The organism is Arthrobacter burdickii (assembly GCF_030433645.1).
GTDB lineage: Bacteria > Actinomycetota > Actinomycetes > Actinomycetales > Micrococcaceae > Arthrobacter_D > Arthrobacter_D burdickii.
This window is the reverse complement of the sequence record NZ_JAROCG010000001.1, coordinates 627,874-652,193: the sequence shown is the minus strand read 5'-3', so window position 1 is coordinate 652,193 and position 24,320 is coordinate 627,874. Positions and strand designations below refer to the sequence as shown.

The window sequence follows — 24,320 nt, the reverse complement described above, 5'->3', positions numbered from 1 at the left end:
GATACGTGGAGCCCGCATTAGAGGACTTCCGAGAGGAATCGTTGGAGGCGTTCGCTTTGGGGGTTGTCGAAGAGGTCCGCGGGTTTGCCGGCTTCGACGACTTCGCCTTCGTCCATGAAGACCACCTGGTCGGCGACCCTTCGGGCGAAGCCCATTTCGTGGGTGACGACGGCCATGGTCATGCCGCGTTCGCAGAGGCCGGCCATGAGGGTCAGCACGCCCTTGACTAGCTCGGGGTCCAGTGCCGAGGTGGCTTCGTCGAAGAGCATCACTTCCGGTTCCATGGCCAGGGCACGTGCGATGGCGACGCGTTGCTGCTGGCCGCCGGAGAGGTCCCGTGGACGGTGATCGGCGCGTTCGGCGAGTCCGACCTCAGCGAGCCGGCGACTGGCGCGTTCCTTGGCTTCGGCCTTCGACATGCCCTTGACGCTCCGCAGGGCCAGTGCGACGTTCTCGAGGGCGGTGTGGTCGGGGAAGAGGTTGAAGTGCTGGAAGACCATGCCGATACGGCTCCGAAGGACGTCGGGCTTGACCTTCAGGGCGCTTTCCCCGTCGAGGAGCACGTCGCCGCTTGCTGGTTCGTGGAGACGGTTGATGCCGCGCAGCAGGGTCGATTTCCCGGAACCGGAGGGCCCGATGATGCAGGTCGTGGTTCCTGGTGCTATCGACAGGCTGACCCCGCGCAGGACCTTGATGTCGCCGAAAGCCATGGTGAGGTCCCGGACTTCAAGGCTGGAGCCCCGGAAGGTGAGCAGGTCGGTGGAGGCGTTCGTGGAGGTGCTCATGTGTTGCTCCCTGTGATGTGCGGGGTGACCGCATCGAGTTCTTTCACTTCGTTCAGTCCGCTGCTTGGTGCGGCAGGGCGGCGGCGTCCGGTGCGGAACCGGTTGTCGAAGTAGTTCACCAGGTGGGTCAGGGGGACCGTGATAATCAGGTAGAAGACCCCTGCCATGACCAGGGGGGAGAGGTTCCCTGTCAGGACGGCCGCGTCCTGGCCGACCCGGAAGAGTTCACGTTCGGAGACCAGAAGACCCAGGAAGTACACCAGGGAGGAATCCTTCACGATCGCGATGAACTGGTTCACCAATGCGGGAAGGACGCGCCTGATTCCCTGCGGGATGACCACCAGGGCCATGGCCTTGCCGTACCCCATGCCCAGGGCACGGCATGCTTCGAGCTGCCCCTTTTCCACGCTCTGAATACCGGCACGGAAGATCTCACCGATGTAGGCACTGGCAATCAGGCTCAGGGCGATGATGCCCAGTGGATACGGTGAGGGACCGAAAATTTCCTGACTGAACCTGGCAAAGCCCTGCCCGATGAGCAGGATTGTCAGGATGGCCGGCAGTCCCCGGAAAAGGTCGGTGTAGATCCGGGCAGGAATGCGTAGCCAGCGCGAGGTCGATATCCCCATCACCGCCACTACCATTCCCAACACCACGCCGATCACAGTGGCTGCAGCGGAGATGATCAGCGTGTTGACCAGGCCCACTCCCAACAGCTGTGGAAGGACAGCGAGCATCGCATCGAAGTCGAGGAAGGTTTTGATCAGGTTGTCGAGGAAGTCCATATCAAGCTCTCAATGTCTGTAGCCGGGGTGCGAACGGACAAGCGGCCCGCACCCTTGGATGATGTTCCCAGCAGATTTCCGAGCGCTTCCCGAGCGAGTTCCCAAGAGAACAGGGCCCGGACTAGTTGCTCGGGGTCGGCTCGGGGCTCGGCTTGGAGGTCTGCTCCGCGGACGGCAGGTACTGCTCAGGCATCGGCGAGCCCGGGAACCACTTCTGGTAGAGCTCCTTCCAGGTACCGTCCTCCATCGCATCGGCCAGACCCTCATCAAGAGCTTCCTTCAATGCGGTATTACCCTTGGCCACGGCGAACCCGGCCGGAGCATCAAACGACGGGACGTTGATCGCATCGACGAGACCGAACTGTTCCGAATAGGATTTCGCCGATTCGTAATCCAGGAAATGAGCTACAACATTGCCGCTATTGATCGCGGCGACGCCCGAGTTGTTGTCCGGGAAACGGACGATGTCGGCCTCGGTGAAGTTCTTCACCGCGTAGGCTTCCTGCAGCGTCCCCTGGACCACACCGATGCGCTTCCCCTTGAGGTCGGACTCCTCCGATATCCCCGCCTCTTTCGTCGTCAACACGGTGAGGTAGCCGGCGAGGTAGCCCTCGGAGAAATCAACCGTCTGCTTGCGCTCCTCGGTGATGCCGATCGCCGCCACTCCGACATCGAACTGCCCGTTGGCGACGGCCGGGAGCAATCCGGAGAAGTCCTGACCGGTGAACTGGACGTTGTCGATGCCGGCGCGCTCGGCGACGTCGTCGAACAGCTCCACGTCGAAGCCCGTGAACTCACCGGAAGCATCGGTGAAGGTATAGGGCTTGAGATCTCCGACGCTTGCCGCGCGGATAGTGCCTGGTTCGATTAGGTCGTAGGGGTTGGCGGTATCGGAAGACGCAGGTGAAGACGACTCCGACGATCCACAACCAGTAAGAAGAAGGGAGGAAACGGCCGCTCCGACAATCAGGAAGCGTCGGCAGTTGGAAACAGAACTCATGGTTAACTCCAGTGTTGAGACGTATCGGACGGCCGGTTGGTTCCGGACCCAATGCAAGGTGTTCTTCATTGAGGCTTTGATTTTGAGGGGAGGAAGGGTGCGTTGCTTCCGGACCAGAGGTAGTGTGACCGTGTTGGGTCCGGACCCAACTGGTAGGAACCTACCTTGAGACTTACATCACGTCAAGGGTTACCCCACTAGGAGCAGCTGTGTTCGAACGACCCCTAAACCGCGAAGCCACCGTAGCTGACGTCGCTCGGCGGGCCGGTGTCGGCAAGTCGACAGCCTCACGAGCACTTGGGTCCTACGGATCGGTCAGCTCCGAGGTGCGTCTACGCGTCCTTGCGGCGGCCGAGGAGCTTGACTATCGCCCCAACGAGGTAGCGCGCAGCATGAATACCGGGCGGTCACGAACCCTCGGCGTCATCGTCAGCGACATCGAAAATCCGTACTTCAGCGTTGCAACGCGCGGCATAACCGACGCAGCAAACGCATCTCGATACAACGTCATTCTCGCGAACACGTCAGAAAACCTTGAGGCGGAGATCCATGCAGTCCGGGTCTTCCTCGACAAGCGTGTCGACGCGATTATCGTTGCCCCATCCTCCGCATACCAAATTGAACACCTGAAAGCCATCCGCACCTCCGGTAGGCCCCTCGTGCTCCTGGATCGGAAAGTCCCCGGCCTCGATGCCGTATCAGTCGAAGTTAGCATCGCCCCCGCAGCTCATGAGGCAACGTCAAGACTTGTCGAACTCGGGCATACGCGCATCGCATACATATCGTCCCTGCAGACTGATGGCGACTCGTTTGCGGGCTTCCCCTTGGGGATTTCCTCCGTTGAAGACAGGCTCCACGGTATTTTAGACGCCTTGAAAGAAGCAGCAATTCGCCCTGATCCGGAGCTGATCCGGTTCAAAGTAGTAACCATGGAGCGCACGGCCGAGGTGATCGAGGAGCTTCTCGGTCTCGCCGATCCACCGACTGCCATCCTCGCGTCGGACAGCACCATTGCCCGCGACATTCTTTTGGCGCTTCGGGAACGCGATGTCGGGATCCCTGCGAACGTATCGGTCATTGCCCTCGACGATTTCCCTTGGTCACCTCTGACAGGACCACCGCTTACCGTCGTGTCCCCGCCGATTTACGAAGCTGGCTTCGCAGCGGCAGTCGCCGCTATCGACGCGATCGAGGAACGAACTGCCAAACCGGTCGCACTTCAGGCTCGCGTCATCTATCGAAACTCGCATGGCCCCGCCCCAACACGTTCGGTCGGGTGAATATTTGCTGCTGTAGAGGTACTGCTGCCGCGTTTTGAGGGCCGAGACAAGCTTCGATAGAAATAGCACAGTGACACCACTGCCAGGCTCCTCCCCCAATGCAGGACAGGCGTCTGTCGTAAGTTGTCCACTACCGCCTTTTGGCGAAGTTGCCTGCGCAAATGATTGGCTTGCGGTGCCTGAATTGTCGGGACAGCGAACGCGCTGTAGTGATGGCCGTCTCTAGGGTGCTACACCTGCCATTTTCTTCGGCGCTCCGATCGACCCGCACTAGAGCAGCTCCGAGTGGAAGATCAGGCTCTCTGGCACTGGCGGGCGCCCGTAATGCGAGCTAGCAGTGTTTTCGCGGTTGCTGCCCCGATGTCGTAGACGGGCTGAGCGACCACGGTGATGGGCGGTCGCATGAGCCGGGCCCAGGGCATGTCGTCGTACATCATGAAGGACACTGCACGGCGCACCCACGCCAGCCTTGAATCACGGCCTTGGTGCCGGTCTCACCGGCGTACCCGATGGTCAGGCCCGGACCGATGTCTCCGGCGCCCCGGTGAAACCACGGGTCCCCCGTGGCAAGACCGACGGCCAAGGGTGATCGGGTTCCACGATAGGTCAGTGGCAACCGGCGTGAACGCTTGCCCGAGGTGAATCAGGGCAACCGCGACGAAAGCGCCAAGGACCACAGTCGAGAACAGGATGATCAGCGCGTTGTCCTCGTTGTTCGTTGGTTCACCTTTGCCTGCGCGGCAGCCCCCGCCTGGTTCGTGTTGTGGGCTATGAGTTGCCGACGGCGGGGTTCACCCTGAACGGCACTCCGGGCTCGGACCCCGTTTCCTGAGTGTCGCCAGTGCCGGGCATCAGGTGGGGGGAGCAATGCCAACAGCGACACGCGGTTCATGAAGCCTTTGCCGGGCTCCATATTCTCCGAGGCTTCCTCCGATGCCGTAAACCACTTCCACCGCTACCGCGAGGACATCGCCCTGATCGCGAGCCTCGGGTTCACGAGCTACCGCTTCGCCCCCGAGCGAGCACGCATCGAGCGGTTCCTAGCCCAGGTGGACCGCCTCGTCCGACGTCGTGAATTCGTCCCGCGCGACGTCGACCAGGAACCACGAGATGGGGGATGCGAGTGCGAGGGCCACCGCGGCGGCCACGAACACCACGGAGTACCCGTCCACGAGCGACTGCAGTCCGCCTGCCGAGCCCTCGGGCGTCCCCGTTGCCGCGGCCGCCGTGTAGAGCGCGGTGAAGACCGCTGTCCCGATGGATCCGCCGATCTGCTGGGTCGCGGAGACGGCAGCGCTGGCGACACCGGAATCACGGTGGGCGATGCCGAGGAGTGCGACGTTCTGCAGCGGCACGAAGATGAGCGCAAGACCCATGCCGAGCAGGATCTGCGCGGGCAGCACCTCGAGGGCGTAGGAACCGCCGGTGATGCGGCTGAGCAGCAGCAGGCCCGCCGCGGCGACCAGCGGGCCGGCCGTCATAAGGATGCGGGGGCCCACGGTCGGCAGGAGGCGCGTGACGACACCGGCGGACACCATGATCGCCGCCGTCATGGGCAGCGATGCGAGCCCGGAGACCAGCGGGCTCATGCCGAGGACGATCTGGAAGTACAGCGTCAGGTAGAGCAGCGCGCCGAGCAGAGCGGCACCCACCGCGATGGAGGTCAGGTACGCGCCGGCCCGCACGCGGTCGGTGATGATGCGCAGCGGCAGCAGGGGGTGCGCCGAGCGCGCCTCGACGAGAATGAACAGGGCCAGCAGGACCACGCCGACGGCCAGGAAGCCCAGGGTGTCGGCACGTCCCCAGCCGGCTTCGGCACGCGAGAACCCGTACACCACGGAGGCGAGGCCGAGGCTGACGAGCAGGGCTCCGGGGACGTCGTAGCGGGTGCTTCCCTCGGCGCGGCTCTCGCGGAGCACGCGGAACCCGACGGCGATGGCGACGACGGCGATGGGAACGTTCACGAGGAGGCACCAGTGCCAGCTGAAGTACTCGGTCAGGACGCCGCCCAGCAGGAGGCCGATGGCTGCACCGCCGCCGGCGATCGTGCCGTAGACCGCGAAGGCCCGCACACGGTCCTTGCCGCCGGGGAAGGTGACGGAGAGGATGGCGAGCGCGGCGGGCGCCAGCAGGGCTGCGAACACGCCCTGAAGCCCGCGGGCCAGCAGGAGCACGTCCCCCGACGCCGCGAGGCCGCCGATGGCCGATGCGAGCGCGAAGCCGCCCATGCCGACGAGGAAGGAGCGCTTCCGGCCCCAGAAGTCGGCGATGCGCCCGCCGAGGAGGAGGAGCGCGCCGAACGTCAGGGCGTAGAGCGTGACGACCCAGCTGCGGTCACTGTCGGACATGCCGAGCTCGGCCTGGGCCTGGGGCAGGGCGATGTTCACGATGGTCCCGTCGAGCACGACGGTGAGCTGTGCCAGCGCGACGATGGCCAGCACGAGCCAGCGGTTCGCGGGGGCCTTCGCCGGGGTGTCGTCCACGATAGGCGCGGCGGAAGGGCCCGAAGGGTGGGTGGTCATGGTGCTCCTCAGAAATGGTGTCGTTCCGAGGGTAGGGGCGGGCGGGCGGCAAAGTCAAACGAACTAGTTCGTTTGGGTATACTCGTGAAATGCCCTCGACGACGGACGTCCGTTCCCGCATCCTCCTCGCCGCCCGGGGTGAGTTCGCCACCTACGGACTGGCAGGGGCGCGCATCGACCGGATCGCGAGAGCGGCCAGTGCGAGCAAGGAGCGCCTCTACGCGCACTTCACCGACAAGGCCGCCCTGTTCCAGGCCGTGCTCGACGTGAACGCGGCTGAGTTCCACGCCGCGGTGTCCCTCGATCCCGCCGACGTACCGGCCTTCGTGGGCCGCCTCTTCGACCACACGCATGAATACCCCGACATCCTGCGGATGCTCACGTGGGCCCGGCTCGAGGGTGTCGACTACGACCTGCCCGGCATGGGAGCCCAGCCCGACGTCAAGCTGGTGGCGCTCCGAAAGGCACAGGAGCTGGGCCACGTCGATCCGTCGTGGGCGCCGGAGGAACTGCTGCCGATCCTCTTCAGCATCGCGCAGGCTTGGGTCCAGGCACCCCTGGTCGCCCACGAGAACGCGGGCGATACACCGCTGTCCGCCCATCGCGCCTCGGCCGTCGAGGCCGCCCGGCGCGTCCTGCAGCCGAAGGACTGAACCGGCGTCGTTCCCGCCGTCGGAATGATCCGCCGTCGTGGCGGGACCATGTGTGCGGCACCAGGTCTGCGGGGTCAGGACTCGAAGAGCCGCGCTCCGACGTAGCTTCCCTCGGTTGCGCCGCCGGGAATCGCGAAGATGGCGGACCCCACGTGGCGGGTGTACTCGTTGAGCAGGTCCGACCCCGCCAGCCGGGTCTGCACGGGGATGAAGGAGCGCTCGGGGTCGCGCTGGAAGCAGAGGAAGAACAGGCCCGCGTCGAGGCGCCCGAGGTCGTCGTTGCCGTCCACGAAGTTGTAGCCGCGCCGGAGCATGCGGGCACCGCCATTGGTATCGGGGTGCGCCAGCCGTACGTGGGCCTGTTCCGCGATGATGGGTTTCCCGCCGCTGCCGGGCATCGAGAAGTCGGGGGCCGTGAATTCGTCGCCGCCGGAGAGGGGTGCGCCCTTGCCCTTGGTGCGGCCGATGGCGCGTTCCTGCTCGGAGAGGCGCGTGCGGTCCCATGGCTCGATGTTCATGCGGATCTTCCGGGACACCAGGTACGAGCCGCCCGCCATCCAGGCCTGGTCGTCGCTGTCGGCGACCCACACGTGCTCGTCGACGGCCGCGGGGTCCTCGGCCTTGAGATTGGCCGTGCCGTCCTTGAAGCCGAAGAGGTTGCGGGGCGTCACCTGGGCGGTGCTGGTGCTCGAGGTGCGGCCGAAGCCGAGCTGCGAGTAGCGCAGGGAAGCCCGCCCGAAGGCGATGCGGGACAGGTTCCGGATCGCATGGACGGCGACCTGCGGGTCGTCGGCGCAGGCCTGGATACAGAGGTCGCCTCCGCTGATGCGCTCGTCCAGCATGTCCCCCGAGAACCTGGGCAGATCGACCAGGGCACGGGGGCGCCGGGCCCCGATGCCGAACCGGTCGGTGCCGTCGGCCGCCGTGAAGAGCGTCGGGCCGAAGCCGAACGTGATGGTCAGTCCCGTGGGGCCCAGGTCCATCGCCTCGCCCGTGTCCTCGGGCGGCGCCTCGTACGGGCCGGCGTCGGGCGCGAACTCCCCTGCGCTCCCGCCCTGGCTCATGCGGGCAGCGGCGATCGTCCAGTCCTGGAGCAGGCTGACGAGATCCTTCCGCGGGATGTCGTCGACATCGAACACGGCGAAGTGCAGGCGGTCCTGCGCGGGCGTGGTGATCCCCGCCTGGTGCTCCCCGTAGAACGGGTACTTCAGTGCGGCGGCGTCAGCGGGGACCGCAGAGGCATCGGTTGCGGAACGCCCTGCGGCGACACCCGCCCCGACTCCCGCGGCGGCGCTGACCCCGGCGAGGGACAGCGCCCTGCGGCGTGAGATCCGGAATGCGCCTGCTGCCATGGCTGCTAGCCCAGCAGGGCTGCGGTGATCCGCGAGAGCGGTTCGCTGAGGGCGTTGACGCGGTCCGACAGCGCCTTCACGTCCTCGGAGGCCAGGTCGCCGTAGGAGACATAGGCGATGTCGCGCTGGGCGGCGTCGGGCGCACTCGTGCGGTGCTTGTCGAGTTCCGTCGAGAGGGAGGTGAAATCGGCGTCGAGCGTCGCTGCGAGCTCCGGGTCCCTGGCTTCGAGCAGGTCCCGCAGCCCGTCGGCGAGGACGCGGGCACCCTCGACGTTGCCCTGGAAGTCCCAGAGGTCGGTGCCCGACCAGATCTCCTCCTCGCCGGTGACCTTGCCGTTGGCCACCTCGTCCATCAGCCCGATCGCACCGTTGGCGAGCTGGTCGAGGGAGAGTTCGATCCCCTGGATGCTGGAGTGCAGCGTGGTAGTGTCCTCGACGAGCTGGGCCGCGACGGCCTCGCGCTCGGCCTGCGTCAGGGGCACGTAGCCGGCCTCGGCCGGCGGCCAGAGGTCCTTCTCGATGCGGTGCCAGCCGGTCCACTCCTCGCCCTCGGCGAGGTCCGCCTCCCGGTTGTCCAGCTTCGGGTCGAGGTCACCGAAGCTCTCGGCCACCGGTTCCACGCGCTCGAAGTGCATGCGCGTGGTGGGGTAGAGCCTGCGTGCCTCGTCGTCGTTCCCCGCCACGTAGGCGGCGGCGAAGTCCTCGGTGCCCGTCAGCAGCTGGTCCACCTGGTCCTTGACGTAGGCCTTGTAGTTGGTCAGCGCGGCGTCGATCTGCGCCTGCTCGTCCCCGGTCGGCTCGACGGCGGTCCCGGAGTCCGTCACGGTGAAGGCGGCCCGGCCCACGCCGTCGCCCACCATCCCGGGCTTGCAGACCGTGTAGTAGGAGCCCGGGGTGGCGTTGACGACGAGGTCGCGGCTGATGCCCGGGCCGATGTTTTCGACCTCCGAGACGATGCGCAGCCCGTCCTCCGCCAGGAGGTAGAACTCCGTGACCTGGTCCCCAGAGTTCGTGATGGTGAAGGTCAGCGGACCGCTCTCCGCGGTGGCAGCCGAGACGGAGCAGTCCTCCGCGGTGCTCGTGACGCTCAGTTCGCCCGTCCCGCCGGCAGCCGTTCCGGCGGAGGCGTTCGGCGTGCAGGCGGTCACGAAGAGGATGCCGCAGGCAGCGGCGACGGCGGCTGGCTTCGGAAGGCGTGCGGTGATCAATGGGCTCCTTGGGGAACGGGGTGCTGTACCGGGGCAGGAGTGGGCGTGCGCCGCATGCTCCGCCGGATGAACAGGGTCATGGTGGGAAGGATGTAGAGCAGCCAGGCGATGCCCTCGAACCAGGTGGTGGCGGGCGAGAAGTTCACGGTGCCCTTGAGGAGCGTGCCGTACCAGCTCGAGGGAGGGATTGCCGCACTGACGTCGAACAGGAGACTGTGGAGGCCGGGCAGGATGCCCGCTTCCTGGAGGTCGTGGATGCCGTAGGACAGCACTCCGGCCGCCACGACGATCAGCATGCCGCCGGTCCAGGTGAAGAACTTCGAGAGGTTGATGCTGAGCATGCCCCGGTAGAACAGCCAGCCGAGCATGACGGCGGAGGCGAGTCCCAGCGAGGCCCCGAGGATCGGCTGCGTGGTCTGGCCCGTGGCCTGGACTGCCGACCAGAGAAACAGCGCGGTCTCCAGTCCTTCGCGCCCGACAGCGAGGAACGCGACGACGACGAGGCCCTTGCCGCCGGCGGCCAGGTGGCGGTCGACCTGGCCGTGCAGTTCCCCGCGCAGGTTCTTCGCCGTCCTGGCCATCCAGAACACCATCCAGGTGACGAGGCCGACGGCGAGAACGGACAGTACGCCTCCGATGGCTTCCTGCGCCTCGAACGTCAGCCCGTAGGTGCCGTACGTGAGCAGTGCACCGAAGCCGAGGGACAGCGCGGCGGCCAGCGAGACTCCGAGCCAGATCCCGGGCAGCAGGTCCCGGCGCTGGATCTTCACGAGGTACGCCACGAGGATGACCACCACGAGGGCGGCTTCGAGGCCCTCGCGCAGGCCGATCAGGTAGTTGGCGAACATGCAGAGGCTTTCTTGCGGAGGAAGGTCCCCGTCAGCAGGGCAAGGTAAGCATAACCTAACGAACCAGCCCGGTCAGAGCGGCGATCAGGTCCTGTCGATGCCGGCCAGGCCGAGTTCGTCTCGAAACAGCGGAACGCCAAGCCGCGTGACACGGTCTTCCGGGGGCCTCCGTCTCTACACTGGCGGGAGGTGTCGCGTGGTGCCGGACACCGCGTTCCAGCCCTGAACGAGACCAGGAGATGACAATGGCGTTTTTCGACACGCAGGAGTGGACCGGCAGGCTGTACCTCGGCGGCTGGTCCGGTGGCAGCGGCGGCACCGCGGAGGTCAGGGAGCCCGCCACCGGCGGCACGCTCGGCAGCTACGGCGTGGCGACGGCCGACGACGTCGCCACCGCGAGCGCGCACGCTTCGCGGGTGCAGCCGGCCTGGGCCGCCCTGCCCTTCGACGAGAAGGCGGCGATCTTCCGGCGCGCCGGCACCCTGATGGAGGAGCATGCCGCCACAGCCGTCGACTGGCTCATGCGGGAGTCCGGATCGGGCGGGGGCAAGGCGGCCTTCGAAGCCCACCTCGTCGCCGCTGAATTCCATTCCGCTGCCGCGATGGTCGAGGCGCCCTACGGCCAACTGCTGCGCTCCGGCAAGCCCCGCCTGTCCTTCGCGCGGCGCCTTCCCGTCGGGACCGTGGGCGTCATCTCGCCCTTCAACTTCCCGATGATCCTGTCGAGCCGTTCGGTGGCACCGGCGCTTGCAGCGGGTAACGCGGTGATCCTGAAGCCCGATCCCCGCACCGCCGTGTCGGGCGGCCTCTTCCTTGCCGGGATCCTGCAGGAGGCAGGTCTTCCCGAGGGCCTGTTCCACGTTCTCCCGGGCGGTGCTGACGTCGGCGCCGCCCTCGTCGAGGCGCCGAGCGTCCGTGTCATCTCCTTCACCGGCTCGACGGCGGCGGGACGGAAGGTGGGCGAGGCGGCAGCCCGTCACCTCAAGCGCGCCCACCTCGAGCTCGGCGGCAACAACGCCCTGATCGTGCTCGATGACGTCGATCTCGTCCATGCCGTCTCGGCGGGCGCATGGGGGTCCTTCCTCCACCAGGGCCAGATCTGCATGACCACGGGCCGGCACCTCGTGCACTCCAGCATCTACGACGAGTACGTGGAACGGCTCGCGGCGACGGCCGACGGCCTGCCGGTCGGAGATCCCACCACCGGCGCGCCGCTCGGCCCTGTCATCAATGAGGGGCAGCGCGACAATGTTCACCGCCTCGTCACGGCCTCCGTGGACGCCGGTGCCCGCCTCGCTGCGGGAGGTACCTACGACGGTCTCTTCTACCGGCCCACGGTGCTGGCGGACTCCGCCCCGGACCATCCCGGCTTCGCCGAGGAGATATTCGGTCCCGTGGCCCCGGTTCTGTCCTTCGACACCGTCGACGAAGCCGTCGAGATCGTCCGCCGCAGCGAGTACGGCCTGTCCCTCGGCATCCTGACGCGGGATGTCATGAAGGGCCTGGCAATCGCGGACAGCATCCCCTCAGGAATCGTCCACATCAACGACCAGACGGTCGACGACGAGTCCGTGGCGCCGTTCGGCGGCGTCGGATTCTCCGGTACAGGCGCCCGTTTCGGCGGGGCGGAGGCCAACCTCGAGGCCTTCACGGAGACACAGTGGGTCACCATGCAGGGGGAGGTTGCGCGGTACCCCTTCTGACCCGGGGTCCCGTCAGAGCCCGAGGGCCGGCACGGGCAGGCCGAATTCCCGCTTCAGCGCGAGCCTGGCCGCGTTCAGCCCGGCCATGCCGTGCACGCCCGGGCCGGGCGGCGTCGACTGGGAGCAGAGGTAGACACCCTTGATCGGCGTCGCCCAGGGCTGCAGGGACGGTACGGGGCGGGCGATGATCTGGCGCATGTTCACGGCTCCGCTGCTGAAGTCGCCGCCCACGTAGTTCGCGTTGTACACCTCGAGCTCGCTCGCCGTCGTCGTGTGGCGTCGGACCACGACGTCGCGGAAGCCGGGGGCGAACCGCTCGATCTGGGCCGTCACGGCCTCGGCCATGTCCCGCGTGGAGCCGCGCGGCACGTGGCAGTAGGTCCAGAGAGTGTGCCGCCCCTCCGGTGCGCGGGTGGGATCGAACGACGACGGCTGCGACAGCAGCACGTAGGGGCTGTCGGGGTGCCTGCCCTGGTTCACCTGCTTCTCGCCCGCGGCGATCTCCTCCCGCGTCCCGCCCAGGTGCGCCGTGCCTGCCCTGTGCAGCTCGGGGTGCGTCCACGGCACCGGTGCGGAGAGGATGAAGTCCACCTTGCAGGAGGCGTTCCCGTAGGTGAAAGCGGAGAGCGCTGCCTTGTAGGCTGCCGGCAGCCGGCCCCGGGACATGGCCTGGAACGTCTTCGGTGCGACGTCGAGGAGCACCACCCGTGCATCGGAGACCTCGGCCAGGGTCTCGATCCGGCTGTCGGTCACCACCTCACCACCGTGCTGACGGAGGTCGAGGGCCAGCGCGTCCGCGATCGACTGGGACCCCCCGACGGGAATGGGCCACCCGACGGTGTGCGCGAGGAGGTTCAGGGTCAGGCCCGCTCCCGCCCCGGCGAGCGACGGCAGGGTCCCCACGGGGTGTGCCATGACCCCCGTGGTGAGGGCACGCGCCTCGTCCGTCCGGAAGCGGCGGTTCCACGAGGGCAGTCCCTGGTCGAGGACCGCGAGGGCGAAGCGCAGGGCGGCTCCCGGCTTCTTGGGGAACCGCAGCACGGAGTTCAGCGTGAATGCGAGGATCGCCTGCTCGCGGTCGCTGAGCGGCTGCAGGAGCCTGCGGTACGCCTCGCCGTCGACCCCGAGTCCCTCCACGGTCTTCTCCATGCTGCGGTAGGCCACACCCGCCCTGCCGCCGTCCAGCGGATGCGCGAAGGACACCTCGGGGACCGCGAAGCCGATGCGGCGGCTCAGTTCGAACGCGCGGAAGAACGGCGAGGCGAGGGCCATCGGGTGGACCGCCGAGCAGAAGTCATGGAGGTGGTCCTTCTCCATCAGTTCGAGAGAGCGGGACCCGCCCCCGAGCGTGGGTGCTGCCTCATGGACCCGGACGGAGAGGCCCGCCCGGGCCATGACGACGGCGGCCGCGAGTCCGTTGGGACCGGCTCCGACGACTTCGACATCTGGCATGGCTTCCTCTCCTGCCGGGGCGGGGCGCCCCGCCCGGCGTCAGGTCTCCGTGGTGCTGACGGGTTCCCGCCCGCTCCTGCGACCCAGGACGGCAGCGCGACGCAGGACGGCGCGCGCCGCCGATGGCGCTGTGCGCCGCGCGGTGAGCAGCGACGCGACGGCGGCATAGCGGACAGGGCGCAGGGGGATGTCGTAGGTGGTGGGCACCACGACGACGTTCTTCGAGAAGTTCTTCTTGAAGGTCGTGACGTTCGCGAGGCCCGGATAGTTCTCGCTCACGATGCCCGTCAGGCCGCACGCCGTGTTGCCGGCAGCCTTGAGCACCTTGAACGCCTCCCACAGGAGCAGGTACGGGGCGAAGGTGCTGCGCGCCTCGTGCGTGCTGCCGGCGAAGTAGTACACGGAGTAGCCGCGGTACTCCGTGGTGATCAGCCAGCTCAGCGGCACCCCGTCGCGGTAGGCGACAAGGAGCCGGAGGTGGTCGCCCAGCACGGTCAGCAGCGTCTCGTAGTAGGACGAATCGAAGGACTGGAAGCCGTCGCGCTCGGCTGTCTCCTGCATGATCGGGAACAGCTGGGTCCCGAAGACTTCTTTCCATTCCATCCGTGGAATGTGTTTGACCTCGACACCGTTGCGCTGCGCGCGACGAATACTGTTGCGCGCATTCGGCCGGAAACTCTTGAGCAGATCAGCCTCGGACGGGGTCAGGTCGACCACGATCTCCCGCTCGTACCAGCCGTGCTCGATCGGACCGGTCGCGGGTGCCTGGAGAGTGGCCACCTGCATGCGGACGTAGAGCGGATCGACCGAGGGATCCTCCCGGAACTGGTGGCGTACGGTCTCCATGAGCGCGCGCTCGGCAGCGGGCGTCCGCTCGACGAACCAGACGGGCCCGTTCACCACCACCACGGACTCCCGGAAGCGCCGCACCACGTGGACGTAGCCGGCGGTGGCGACGAGCCGGTCGGCAGCATCCCTGTAGGACCAGATGCCGAGGGGCCTGCGCCCGAGGGCCTGCTCGAACTCGACCCAGGAGGGCGTCTGCTCGAGGGGGATCACCACGTCGGGATGCCCGTCGGCAAGGGCGTCGAAACCGCTCTTGTCCAGCCTGCTGTAGGTCAGGGGTGCTGCGCTCACTGATGGTCTTCCACTGGTCGGGTCGATGAACCGCCGTGTACCGGCCCGTCGTGCTGCGCTCCGGAGCCCTGGGCTACCGGAACGGGGGCGGTATCCCCGCGGTCCTGCCAGCCTATCGGAGCAGACCGGGCCGGAAGCCCATCCGGGTGGACGGGCCGTCCGCCGCCGGCCCGGAGAGTATGCCGGTCGGGTGCCCGGTCGAACGGGCCGCCCTGGGGGTCGTCGATGCCGATGCGCCGCACCACGTCGTGCTGCGGTGCGAGGATCTCCACCACAACGGCAGCCATGACGTATGCAGTGACAAGAATATGAGCGAGAACGGCCCACGCATAGGGGCCGAGACCCAGGTTGTGCTCGGCCGCGCCGCCGCTCGTCCGGCCCCCGAGGTACAGCCAGATGGCCGCCCAGTGGAGGGCTTCGACAAGCTGCCAGATGAGCACCACGCGCCATCGCGGGATGGCGAGCGCCACCAGCGGCACGAGCCAGAGCGCGTACTGGGGCGAGTACACCTTGTTGCAGAGGATGAAGGCGCCCACGATCAGCAGGGCGAGCTGGGCCAAGCGGGGACGCCGCCCGGCCAGCAGGGTGAGGGCTGCGACGCCGACGCAGGAGAGCGCGAAGAGGGCGGTGGCACCTGCAGTGATGACCGCGGGAGGGAGCGTCGCGGCGCCGAGTTGACGGGCGACGGCGTTGTAGACGTACCACCCTGACGAGAAGCCGGCATCGCGTGATTCCGAGAAGGTGAGGAAGTATGTCCATCCCGCCATATCTCGGAGCAGAAAGGGGACATCCACGGCGAGCCACGCTCCCGCGGTACCCGCCAGCGTGAGGAGGAAGGGCCGGAAGCGGCCTGTCCGGAACGCCAGGACCAGGACCGCACCGAGCAGCAGGACAGGGTAGAGCTTCACGGCCGTACCGAGTCCCCACAGGACCCCTGCGAGAACCGGCCGGTTCCGGGCGAAGGCCAGCATTCCCGACGTCGCGAGCAGCACGGCCCACAGATCCCAGTTGATGGTGCCGGACAGGATGATGACCGGAGCTGCCGCCACGATGGCGGCGTCCCAGGGACGGCGGCTCGCGAGCCGGAGCGTGGCCAACACCGTCAGGACCCAGACGCCGGCGATCAGTACCGCATTCACATCGAAGTACAGGAGGGCCTTGGCGTCGGCAGGTGCGCTACCGGCCACCAGGTCCACGAAGACCGCCGTGGCGGACGCCAGCAGTCCGAGCAGCACCGGATATTCGAAGAGCACTCCGGGTGTGATGAAGGGCAGGACCCCGTCGCCGAGACCGCGGCTCTGGTAGAGCTCCGCCCAGTCCGAGTAGCACGCACGGTAGAAGTAGTCGGGAGAGGACCACCCCTCCACTCGACAGGGATTCTTGAGGAGGACGGCCAGGACAGCGGAACACACTGTGAGGAGGATCAGTACCCTCTCCACAGTGAACCATCGAGGCGCGATCCGCCCGGGATCCGCGTGCCGGCCCACCGGTCCTCCGACACGCTCGGCGCCGAGCCGGAGGAGGGGGTCCGAGCGGCTCGGGATGCTGATGCGGTACGGTCCGCGTGTCCCCGTACCCGACGTCATCCCCCGAGCGTAGCCGTGGATGGCACCGTTGATACCGTCACCGGCCCTGCACGCGCACCCGCTTGACGAGGGAGAGCGCGCGGGTGAGGAATGGCCCCGCATCCGTGCGCGTTGGAAACTGAACGTAGACTGGCATTTCCTGCCGACCGCGCCCGGGCGACGACGGCCGGGCACATCCAACTGGCTTTCGAGGAGAACTGTGGGACAGAACCCCATTCGCGTGGCAATTATTGGAGTCGGCAACTGCGCCGCATCGCTGGTGCAGGGCGTGCACTACTACCGGGACGCCGACCCGTCCGGCACCGTCCCGGGCCTGATGCACGTCGAGTTCGGCAAGTACCACGTGGGCGATGTGCAGTTCGTGGCCGCATTCGACGTCGACGGCAAGAAGGTCGGCCACGACCTCGCCGAAGCCATCGGAGCCAGCGAGAACAACACCATCAAGATCGCCGACGTGCCGCCCACCGGCGTCATCGTCCAGCGCGGCCACACCCTCGACGGCCTGGGCAAGTACTACCGCGAGACCATCGTCGAGTCCGACGAGGAGCCCGTCGACATCGTCGGCCAGCTCAAGGCCACCAAGGCCGACGTCCTGGTCTGCTACCTGCCCGTGGGCTCCGAGCACGCCGCGAAGTACTACGCCCAGTGCGCCATCGACGCCGGCGTCGCCTTCGTCAACGCGCTCCCGGTCTTCATCGCCGGCACCAAGGAGTGGGCGGACAAGTTCACCGAGGCCGGTGTCCCCATCGTCGGTGACGACATCAAGAGCCAGATCGGCGCGACGATCACGCACCGCGTCATGGCCAAGCTGTTCGAGGACCGCGGGGTCACCCTCGACCGCACGTACCAGCTGAACGTCGGCGGCAACATGGACTTCAAGAACATGCTTGAGCGCGACCGCCTCGAGTCCAAGAAAATCTCCAAGACCCAGGCCGTCACCTCCAACGTCAAGGCTGACCTGCACGCCGACGACGTGCACATCGGCCCCTCCGACTACGTGGCCTGGCTCGACGACCGCAAGTGGGCGTTCGTGCGCCTCGAGGGCCGCAACTTCGGCGACGCCCCCGTCTCCCTCGAGTACAAGCTCGAGGTCTGGGACTCACCGAACTCCGCCGGCGTCATCATCGATGCCATCCGCGCCGCGAAGATCGCCCTCGACCGCGGGATCGGCGGACCCATCCTCTCCGCCTCCAGCTACTTCATGAAGTCCCCGCCGGAGCAGTACGCCGACGACATCGCCTACGAGAAGGTCGAAGCCTTCATCCGCGGCGACCTCGACCGCTAGTCATCATCGCAAGGGGCCGGACGGCATCGCCGTCCGGCCCCTTCGCGTCTGCCCCTCCTGCTCGGGCCTTCCTGAAGGACCTCCTGGAAGGGGCCTAGAACAGCCCGACGGCGTTCCCGTCGCTGTCCACGTCCATCCGCAGGGCTGCGGGCTCCGGCGGCAGCCCCGGCATCGTCATGACCGAACCGGTGAGCGCGACGATGAAACCGGCGCCCGTCTTCGGGATGAGGTCGCGGACGTGGACGGTGAAACCCTTCGGAGCACCGAGCAGGCTCGGATCGTCGGAGAAGGAATACTGGGTCTTCGCCATGCACACGGGCAGTCCGGACCATCCGTTGGCATCGATCTCCTTCAGCCGCCGCAGCGCCCGGACCGAGAAGTCGACGCCGTCGGCTCCGTAGATCTCCTGCACGATGGTGCGGATCTTGTCCTCGATCGGGAGGTCGAGGGAGTAGAGGGGCGAGAAGCTGACCGGTCGGTCCAGGGCCGCGAGCACCTTCGCCGCGAGGTCGTCGCCGCCGGGTCCCCCACCGCCCTGGCCCCAGACATCGGCGACGGCCGCCTCGATGCCCTCGGCGGCGCACCATCCCAGCAGCCAGTAGAGCTCCTCCTGCGAATCCGTGCGGAACCGATTGATGGCCACGACGGGGGTGATGCCGAACTTCTCGATATTGCGGACGTGCCGCAGGAGGTTTGCCGTTCCGTCCCGCAGGGCGTCCAGGGCGGGGGCCGCGAGGTCGGCCTTCGCGACACCGCCGTGCATCTTGAGGGCGCGGATCGTCGCGACGATGACGACGGCGTCGGGCGCGAGGCCGGCGGCGCGCGCCTTGATGTCGAGGAACTTCTCCGCGCCGAGATCCGCCCCGAAGCCCGCCTCCGTCACCACGATGTCCGCCAGGCGCCGGGCGGTCCGGGTCGCGATCACGGAGTTGCAGCCATGGGCGATATTGGCGAAGGGCCCGCCGTGGACGAGCGCCGGCGTGCCCGCGATGGTCTGCACCAGGTTCGGTTTGATGGCGTCCCTGAGCAGCAGGGCCAGCGCGCCCTCGACCTGCAGCTCGCGGACGGTGAGGGGTGTGCGGTCGTACGTGTAGCCGAAGGTGATGTCCCCGAGGCGTTCCTTCAGGTCGTCGAGGTCCCGGGCCAGGCAGAAGACGGCCATGATCTCGGAGGCCACCGTGATGTCGAACCCGTCCTGCCGGGGGGTACCCTGGGCCGGGCCGCCGAGGCCGATGACCACCTCGCGGAGGGCTCTGTCATTGACGTCGAGGACCCGCTTCAGGGTGATGCGCCGCGGATCGATGCCCAGCTCGTTGCCCTGGTGGATGTGGTTGTCGATCAGTGCGGCGAGTGCGTTGTTGGCCGACGTAATCGCGTGGAAGTCGCCGGTGAAGTGCAGGTTGATCTCGTCCATGGGCAGCACCTGCGAGTACCCGCCACCCGTCGCACCGCCCTTCATGCCGAGCACCGGACCGAGGGACGGCTCGCGGAGTGCGATCATCACCCGCTGCCCCGCGCGGGCGAGGGAATCGGCGAGTCCCACCGTGCAGGTCGACTTGCCCTCTCCGGCAGGGGTGGGGCTCATGGCACTGACCAGGACCACCTTCCCCGGCGTTCCGCCGTCGGGCAGGAGGCGGGGATCGATCTTCGCCTTGAAGCGGCCGTAGGGTTCGAGCGCCTCCCGGGGGATCCCTGCGGCATCGGCGATGTCCTCGATGGGACGGATGGCGGCGGCGCGTGCGATCTCGAGGTCACTCATGACACGGACCTGTCAGCGGCCGTGGCCTCGACCGGAGGTAGGCCGGCCCGCTCCAGGACGTAGTCGATGAGCGGTCCGTACAGCCCGGGACAGACGTTGTCGTCCAGGGGAACGGCGACCTCGACCTGTCCCTGCGCTTCGGAGACGAACAGCCCGGGATCGTTGCAGTCGGCGAAGCCGATGGTCGGGAAGCCCGAGCTCGCGGCCTGTCCCGCCCAGCCGTGATCCGCCACGACGAGGTCCGGCATGGCGCGCCCCTCACCGGCGAGCGTGTCGAGGCTGAGCCGCATCGGTTCGGGCAGGTGCGTGTGCATGAGCCCGCCGTGCTGGTGCCAGACGAGGACGCCGAAGACCTGGCGGATGTCACCGGCTCCGAAGCGCCGCCCCTCGGGCACCTCCACCACCGTCGCGCCCGCGGCCGCTGCGGACCGCGCGAAGGCCGCGTGGACGGGGAGGAGGCCCGCGGGGTGACCCGTCGCGAAGAGGATCCGTTCGCCGCGGAGGGCCGAGGCGCCCAGCCGGTCCGCGAAGCGATCGAGTGCCGCGACGCACTTCCCGGCGTCGATCGTGTCCTGGCCCTGGGTGTGACCGCGGTCAGCGCTCGTCCCCGTGCGCTGGTGCATGAGGTCGAAGACGTCGTCGAACGTCCACTCGCGCGTGCGCCTGACACCGAATTCGAGGTTCTCATCGCCCTCGAGGAAGAGGCGCATGTGTCTCAGGTTGTCCTGCCGGGGCGTGGCCACGAGGCCGGTGATGCGAACGGAGTCGAGGTATTCGGCGAGCTCGGTGGGATTCACGCTTCCATCCTAGGCGGCGTACCCAGCCCGCTTCAGCGCGTCGTCGCTGCGGGAAAACGCTCGACGGCGGTGCGGTAGCTCTGCGCCGTCAGCAGCGCCGTGCGCTGCCAGCCGAATGCGAGCGCGTGGACGGCGGCCCCGCGGCCGAGTGTCTCCCGCAGGTGTGCGTCGTCGTACAGGCGCTCGAGGGCGTCCGCCCAGGCCGCCCCGGTGTGCCCGTTCACCAGGATCCCGCTCCGCCCGTCGCTCACGGCCTGCGGGAGGCCGCCGACGTTGGCCGCCACGACCGGGGTCCCGCACGCCTGCGCTTCGAGTGCCACGAGCCCGAAGGACTCGCTGTAGGACGGCATCACCACGGCGTCCGCCGACCGGAACCACTGGGCGAGGTGGACCGCCGTGACGGGTGGGTAGAGGCGGACCTCGTCCGTGAGGCCGAAGTGATCGATGAGGGGCTGGAGTGCGAGCGCCTCCGAGCCACTCCCTGAACCGAGGATGCTCACGGCGAGCGGGATGTCCGGGCGACGGCGGCGGAGTTCGGCGGCCGCCGCGACCAGCACCTGGGGTCCCTTGAGTTTCTGGATCCTGCCGGCGAACACCACGTGGAACTGGTCCGGGGAGAAGGCGAGGGCGGCACGGGCGGCACCGCGGTCACCGGGGTGGAAGGTCGACAGGTCCACCCCGGGGGCCACCACGTCGACCCGGTCGCGGGACGCACCGTACAGGCTGACGAGTTCGGCGGCCTCGGTGCGGGTGTTGGCGATGACACGGGCCGCGCCGTCGACGATGTCCTGCTCGCCGGCGATCCGGTCGGCCGGTTCCGGCGCAGCGAGGGCCTTCATGCGCAGGTTCTTGACCTTCGCCATGGTGTGCATGGAATGGACGAGGGGCAGGTTCATCTCCCTGCTGACGGTCAGGCCGACGATGCCGGAGACCCAGTAGTGGGAGTGCAGGACGTCGAAGTGGCCGTCCGCGAGCAGGTCCGCGACGTCGGTGATCGCGTCGGCGAAGGTCCCGGCCAGCCCGGGAAGGGCTTCCTTCGGGAGCGGACGGGGCGGACCGGCATCGAGGTGATGCACTACGACGCCGTCACCGAGCACCTCGCGGGGCGGTCTGCCTTCACCGGACTCCCGCGTGAAGATCTCGACCTCGATGCCGACGCCGGCCAACTCGAGCGCGGTGCTCCGGACGTAGACATTCATGCCGCCGGCGTCACCCCTCCCGGGCTGCTCGAGCGGGGAGGTGTGCAGGGACAGCATGGCTACGCGCCGGACGGCGGACACACCAGCTCCCTTCCGACCGGCTCCAGGGAAGGGCCGGTCCACCCCTCACGACCGTACAACGCCCCGTTCGCGTGCCTCATTCCGGGTGCGGCCCTGCCCGGTCCGGCTAGAGGTTCCAGTGCACGAGGGCGGGCGTGCGCTTGTCCCACCCGAGCGCGCAGACCGCAGCCGTGCCGAGGACGAAGTGCCGGCCCTCGATACCGCCGAACTGCAGCCACCGGGCGGCGACGATCCGCAGGAAATGGCCGTGTGCCACGAGCAGGGCGTTCTCGATGGGCCTGGCGTCCGGCTCGCGGTCGGCGGGGGTGCCGCAGCCGGCCTGTACGCGGGCGATGATGCGGTCCGCCCGCTCGGAGACCTGGTCCAGTGTCTCCCCGTTGGGGGCACCGTCGTTCCAGATCAGGTACCCGGGGTTCTCCTCGCGCACCGTGGCGCTGTTCCGGCCCTCGTTGTCGCCGTAGTCCCATTCATGCGCGTGCGGTAATACTTCCGCGTCGGGAAATCCCGCCAGTTCGGCGGTGCGGACCGCGCGCTGCAGGGGCGACGTCATCACGAGGTCGAAGTCCACGCCCTCGAGGTGCTCGCGGGCGCCCAGCACCTGCTTCTCGCCGTGCTGCGTGAGCGGGAGGTCCGTCAGGCCGGTGTAGCGCCCGTCACGGGACCATTCCGTCTCACCGTGCCGCAGGAGCCACAGCCTGGGCAGCGGCGTCCCGGCCGGGGTGAGGTCCGGTGCTGCTGCGCCTGTCATGGGCTTCATAGGTTCTCCTGGGATTCGGGCTGCTCGCTCCACCAGCGGCGGAGCTTGGTCTCGGCGTCGGCGGGCTCGTGCGGGCCGTGGTCCATCCGTTCCTCCAGGAGGAACCGGTAGGCGCGTCCCACCACGGGACCGGGCCGGATACCGAGGAGCACCATGATCTGTTCGCCGTCGAGGTCAGGCCGGATGGACGCCAGCTCCTCCTGCTCGGCGAGCGCGGCGATCCTCTCCTCGAGGTCGTCGTAGGCGAAGGCGAGGCGCTCGGCCTTGCGCCGGTTCCGCGTGGTGACGTCGGAGCGTGTGAGGCGGTGCAACCGCTCCAGCAGGGGCCCGGCGTCGTTCACGTACCGCCGCACCGCCGAGTCGCTCCAGCCGGTTTCGCCGTACCCGTAGAAACGCATGTGCAGTTCCACGAGGCGCGCGATGGACTTGATGGTGTCGTTGTCGAACCTCAGGGCCCGCAGCCTCCGTGTCACGAGCTTTGCGCCGACGGCGTCGTGGTGGCGGAAGCTGACCGCTCCTCCGGGTTCGAACTTCCGCGTCGCGGGCTTGCCGATATCGTGCAGGAGCGCGGCGAACCTGAGGACGACGTCGGGCCCCGGCACGGGACCGTCATCGTCCGTCTCGAGGGCGCAGGCCTGCCGCAGGACGGTCAGCGAGTGCTGGTAGACGTCCTTGTGGCGGTGGTGTTCGTCCGTCTCGAGGCGCAGCGCTGCGACCTCCGGCAGCACGTGGTCGGCGAGCCCGCTGTCCACCATCAGGTCGATACCGGCGTCGGGCGCCGCACCCCGGATGAGCTTGGTCAGCTCGTCGCGGACGCGTTCGGCCGAGATGATCGAGATCCTCTCGGCCATGGACGTCATGGCGTCCGACACCTCTGGGGCGACCGTCACGCCCAGCTGGGACACGAAGCGCGCGGCGCGCATCATGCGCAGCGGGTCGTCGGAGAAGGACGACGACGGCGTGCCGGGCGTGCGCAGCAGGCCCGCGTGCAGGTCCCGGACTCCGCCGAACGGATCGACGAGTTCGAGGGACGGCAGCCTCAGGGCCATCGCGTTGATGGTGAAGTCACGCCGCAGGAGGTCGTCCTCGAGGCTCGTCCCGAAGGCGACCGTCGGATTCCTGGAGGCGGGGTCGTAGGCTTCCGCGCGGTACGTCGTGATCTCGATCTGGAAGCCGTCCTTGCGCAGCCCGATGGTGCCGAAGGCGCGCCCGATCTCCCAGTAGGCGTCCGCCCAGCGCTTGATGACGGCGAGCGTCTGGTCGGGGTCGGCACTCGTGGTGAAGTCCAGGTCCGGGGACATCCTGCCGAGGAACAGGTCACGCACCGGCCCGCCGACCAGGGAGAGCTCATGGCCCGCGGCATCGAAGAGTTCGCCGACCTCGAGGACCACGGGAGGGAGGGGTGCGGTAAGGGTCGAGGTGTCCAGCAGGTGCGCCATAGTCCCTTAAGGGTGCCAGATCCGCCCCGGTTTCCCACACCGCGCACCGGCCCGAACCGATGCTGTACGGGTGGGTGGGCGGCGGGTCGCGCCGTCATCGCCGCTCCTTAAAGATCGTTAGAGTGGTCTGCATGGACCGACCCGTTCCAAGTGCTCCAAAGCGCACCCCGTTGACAGTGTCAATGGGAACCACGGGTATGCCTGCCGTCCAGCACCAGCTCCCGACGGTGGAGGAGGTGTCCGCCGGCGGGATCGTCGTGGACGCCAGCAAGGAGACGCTCGACGTCGCCATCATCGCCCGGCTGAACCGTGGCGGACGCCTCGAGTGGTGCCTGCCGAAGGGCCACCCGGAGGGCTCCGAGAACAGCGAGGAAGCCGCTGTCCGCGAGATCGCCGAGGAGACCGGGATCGAGGGCAGGATCGTCTCCGCCCTCGGGAGCATCGACTACTGGTTCACCGTCAGCGGCCACCGCGTGCACAAGACGGTCCACCACTTCCTGCTCATCGCCACGGGCGGATACCTGACGATCGAGAACGATCCGGACCACGAGGCCGTCGACGTCGCCTGGGTGCCGCTGCAGGAGCTGGGCCGTCGCCTGTCCTTCCCCAACGAACGCCGCATCGCGGACCTCGCGCGTGAGGTCCTGCCCGAGCACCTCTGACGTCGCCGCACCTCGAGCGCCGCGCGCTGC

General features: G+C 67.9%; 20 protein-coding genes. 5 read left to right on the top strand and 15 right to left on the bottom strand.

Annotated elements, in window-relative coordinates; genetic code table 11:
* Positions 1-17: 17 nt before the first annotated feature.
* The 3 genes from P5G52_RS03025 to P5G52_RS03015 all read right to left on the bottom strand — a co-directional run bounded on the left by P5G52_RS03025 (position 18) and on the right by P5G52_RS03015 (position 2,570).
* On the bottom strand, positions 18-785 hold the full coding sequence (locus P5G52_RS03025; RefSeq protein WP_301224545.1) for an amino acid ABC transporter ATP-binding protein: 768 nt from the start codon (positions 783-785) through the stop codon (positions 18-20).
* Positions 782-1,570 carry an amino acid ABC transporter permease gene (locus P5G52_RS03020; RefSeq protein WP_087072455.1) on the bottom strand — a complete coding sequence of 263 codons (789 nt, stop codon included), beginning with the start codon at positions 1,568-1,570 and terminating at the stop codon, positions 782-784. The genes P5G52_RS03025 and P5G52_RS03020 overlap by 4 nt, the downstream gene beginning before the upstream one ends.
* Positions 1,571-1,691: 121 nt before the next feature.
* The gene (locus tag P5G52_RS03015; protein ID WP_301224542.1) at positions 1,692-2,570 is read right to left on the bottom strand and encodes an ABC transporter substrate-binding protein; all 879 of its coding nucleotides are present in this window, start codon (positions 2,568-2,570) and stop codon (positions 1,692-1,694) included.
* A gap of 209 nt (positions 2,571-2,779) precedes the next feature.
* On the opposite strand from P5G52_RS03015, the gene P5G52_RS03010 reads away from it, so the two are divergent.
* Complete coding sequence (locus P5G52_RS03010; RefSeq protein ID WP_301224539.1) at positions 2,780-3,850, top strand: LacI family DNA-binding transcriptional regulator; 1,071 nt, start codon at positions 2,780-2,782, stop codon at positions 3,848-3,850.
* A gap of 1,040 nt (positions 3,851-4,890) precedes the next feature.
* Here the strand turns inward: P5G52_RS03010 and P5G52_RS03000 are convergent.
* Entirely contained in the window at positions 4,891-6,372 is a 1,482-nt protein-coding gene (locus P5G52_RS03000) for an MFS transporter (protein WP_301224537.1), read from the bottom strand.
* An 89-nt stretch (positions 6,373-6,461) separates the two neighbouring features.
* Between P5G52_RS03000 and P5G52_RS02995 the strand changes: the two genes are divergently transcribed.
* Positions 6,462-7,025 carry a TetR/AcrR family transcriptional regulator gene (locus P5G52_RS02995; protein ID WP_301224535.1) on the top strand — a complete coding sequence of 188 codons (564 nt, stop codon included), beginning with the start codon at positions 6,462-6,464 and terminating at the stop codon, positions 7,023-7,025.
* A gap of 74 nt (positions 7,026-7,099) precedes the next feature.
* Here P5G52_RS02995 and efeB read toward each other — a convergent pair whose 3' ends face one another.
* Genes efeB through efeU form a run of 3 tightly spaced genes read right to left on the bottom strand, consistent with a single transcriptional unit; the run spans position 7,100 to position 10,433 of the window.
* Complete coding sequence (efeB, locus tag P5G52_RS02990) at positions 7,100-8,377, bottom strand: iron uptake transporter deferrochelatase/peroxidase subunit (protein WP_301224533.1); 1,278 nt, start codon at positions 8,375-8,377, stop codon at positions 7,100-7,102.
* Between the two features lie 5 nt (positions 8,378-8,382).
* Complete coding sequence (gene efeO / locus P5G52_RS02985; RefSeq protein WP_301224531.1) at positions 8,383-9,585, bottom strand: iron uptake system protein EfeO; 1,203 nt, start codon at positions 9,583-9,585, stop codon at positions 8,383-8,385.
* Positions 9,582-10,433 carry an iron uptake transporter permease EfeU gene (gene efeU, locus P5G52_RS02980; RefSeq protein WP_301224529.1) on the bottom strand — a complete coding sequence of 284 codons (852 nt, stop codon included), beginning with the start codon at positions 10,431-10,433 and terminating at the stop codon, positions 9,582-9,584. The genes efeO and efeU overlap by 4 nt, the downstream gene beginning before the upstream one ends.
* 245 nt (positions 10,434-10,678) lie before the next feature.
* Here efeU and P5G52_RS02975 point away from each other — a divergent pair, with 245 nt between their 5' ends.
* On the top strand, positions 10,679-12,136 hold the full coding sequence (locus tag P5G52_RS02975) for a benzaldehyde dehydrogenase (protein ID WP_301224527.1): 1,458 nt from the start codon (positions 10,679-10,681) through the stop codon (positions 12,134-12,136).
* A gap of 12 nt (positions 12,137-12,148) precedes the next feature.
* Here the strand turns inward: P5G52_RS02975 and P5G52_RS02970 are convergent, their stop codons facing one another.
* From P5G52_RS02970 to P5G52_RS02960, 3 genes are read right to left on the bottom strand one after another with little or no spacing between them, the layout of a single operon-like run.
* Positions 12,149-13,588 (bottom strand): phytoene desaturase family protein, encoded by a 1,440-nt coding sequence (locus P5G52_RS02970; protein WP_301224525.1) that lies wholly within the window; start codon positions 13,586-13,588, stop codon positions 12,149-12,151.
* 39 nt (positions 13,589-13,627) lie between these two features.
* Complete coding sequence (locus P5G52_RS02965) at positions 13,628-14,725, bottom strand: lipid II:glycine glycyltransferase FemX (RefSeq protein ID WP_301224523.1); 1,098 nt, start codon at positions 14,723-14,725, stop codon at positions 13,628-13,630.
* Positions 14,722-16,311, bottom strand: coding sequence for a glycosyltransferase family 87 protein (locus P5G52_RS02960; protein ID WP_301224521.1), 1,590 nt, complete (start codon positions 16,309-16,311; stop codon positions 14,722-14,724). Before P5G52_RS02960 ends, P5G52_RS02965 begins: the two co-directional genes overlap by 4 nt.
* Positions 16,312-16,510: 199 nt before the next feature.
* Here P5G52_RS02960 and P5G52_RS02955 point away from each other — a divergent pair, with 199 nt between their 5' ends.
* On the top strand, positions 16,511-17,596 hold the full coding sequence (locus tag P5G52_RS02955) for an inositol-3-phosphate synthase (RefSeq protein WP_301224519.1): 1,086 nt from the start codon (positions 16,511-16,513) through the stop codon (positions 17,594-17,596).
* 94 nt (positions 17,597-17,690) lie between these two features.
* Here the strand turns inward: P5G52_RS02955 and P5G52_RS02950 are convergent, their stop codons facing one another.
* From P5G52_RS02950 to P5G52_RS02930, 5 genes are all read right to left on the bottom strand, one after another.
* Positions 17,691-19,355: a formate--tetrahydrofolate ligase gene (locus tag P5G52_RS02950; protein WP_301224517.1), complete on the bottom strand. Its 1,665-nt coding sequence runs from the start codon at positions 19,353-19,355 to the stop codon at positions 17,691-17,693.
* Positions 19,352-20,152, bottom strand: coding sequence for a phosphatase (locus tag P5G52_RS02945; protein ID WP_301224515.1), 801 nt, complete (start codon positions 20,150-20,152; stop codon positions 19,352-19,354). Before P5G52_RS02945 ends, P5G52_RS02950 begins: the two co-directional genes overlap by 4 nt.
* Positions 20,153-20,184: 32 nt before the next feature.
* On the bottom strand, positions 20,185-21,432 hold the full coding sequence (gene mshA, locus P5G52_RS02940; protein WP_301224513.1) for a D-inositol-3-phosphate glycosyltransferase: 1,248 nt from the start codon (positions 21,430-21,432) through the stop codon (positions 20,185-20,187).
* A gap of 106 nt (positions 21,433-21,538) precedes the next feature.
* Positions 21,539-22,189 carry a histidine phosphatase family protein gene (locus P5G52_RS02935; protein ID WP_301224511.1) on the bottom strand — a complete coding sequence of 217 codons (651 nt, stop codon included), beginning with the start codon at positions 22,187-22,189 and terminating at the stop codon, positions 21,539-21,541.
* Positions 22,186-23,628 (bottom strand): CCA tRNA nucleotidyltransferase, encoded by a 1,443-nt coding sequence (locus P5G52_RS02930; protein WP_301224509.1) that lies wholly within the window; start codon positions 23,626-23,628, stop codon positions 22,186-22,188. The genes P5G52_RS02935 and P5G52_RS02930 overlap by 4 nt, the downstream gene beginning before the upstream one ends.
* A 182-nt stretch (positions 23,629-23,810) precedes the next feature.
* Between P5G52_RS02930 and P5G52_RS02925 the strand changes: the two genes are divergently transcribed.
* Complete coding sequence (locus P5G52_RS02925) at positions 23,811-24,290, top strand: NUDIX hydrolase (protein ID WP_301224507.1); 480 nt, start codon at positions 23,811-23,813, stop codon at positions 24,288-24,290.
* Positions 24,291-24,320 lie beyond the last annotated feature (30 nt).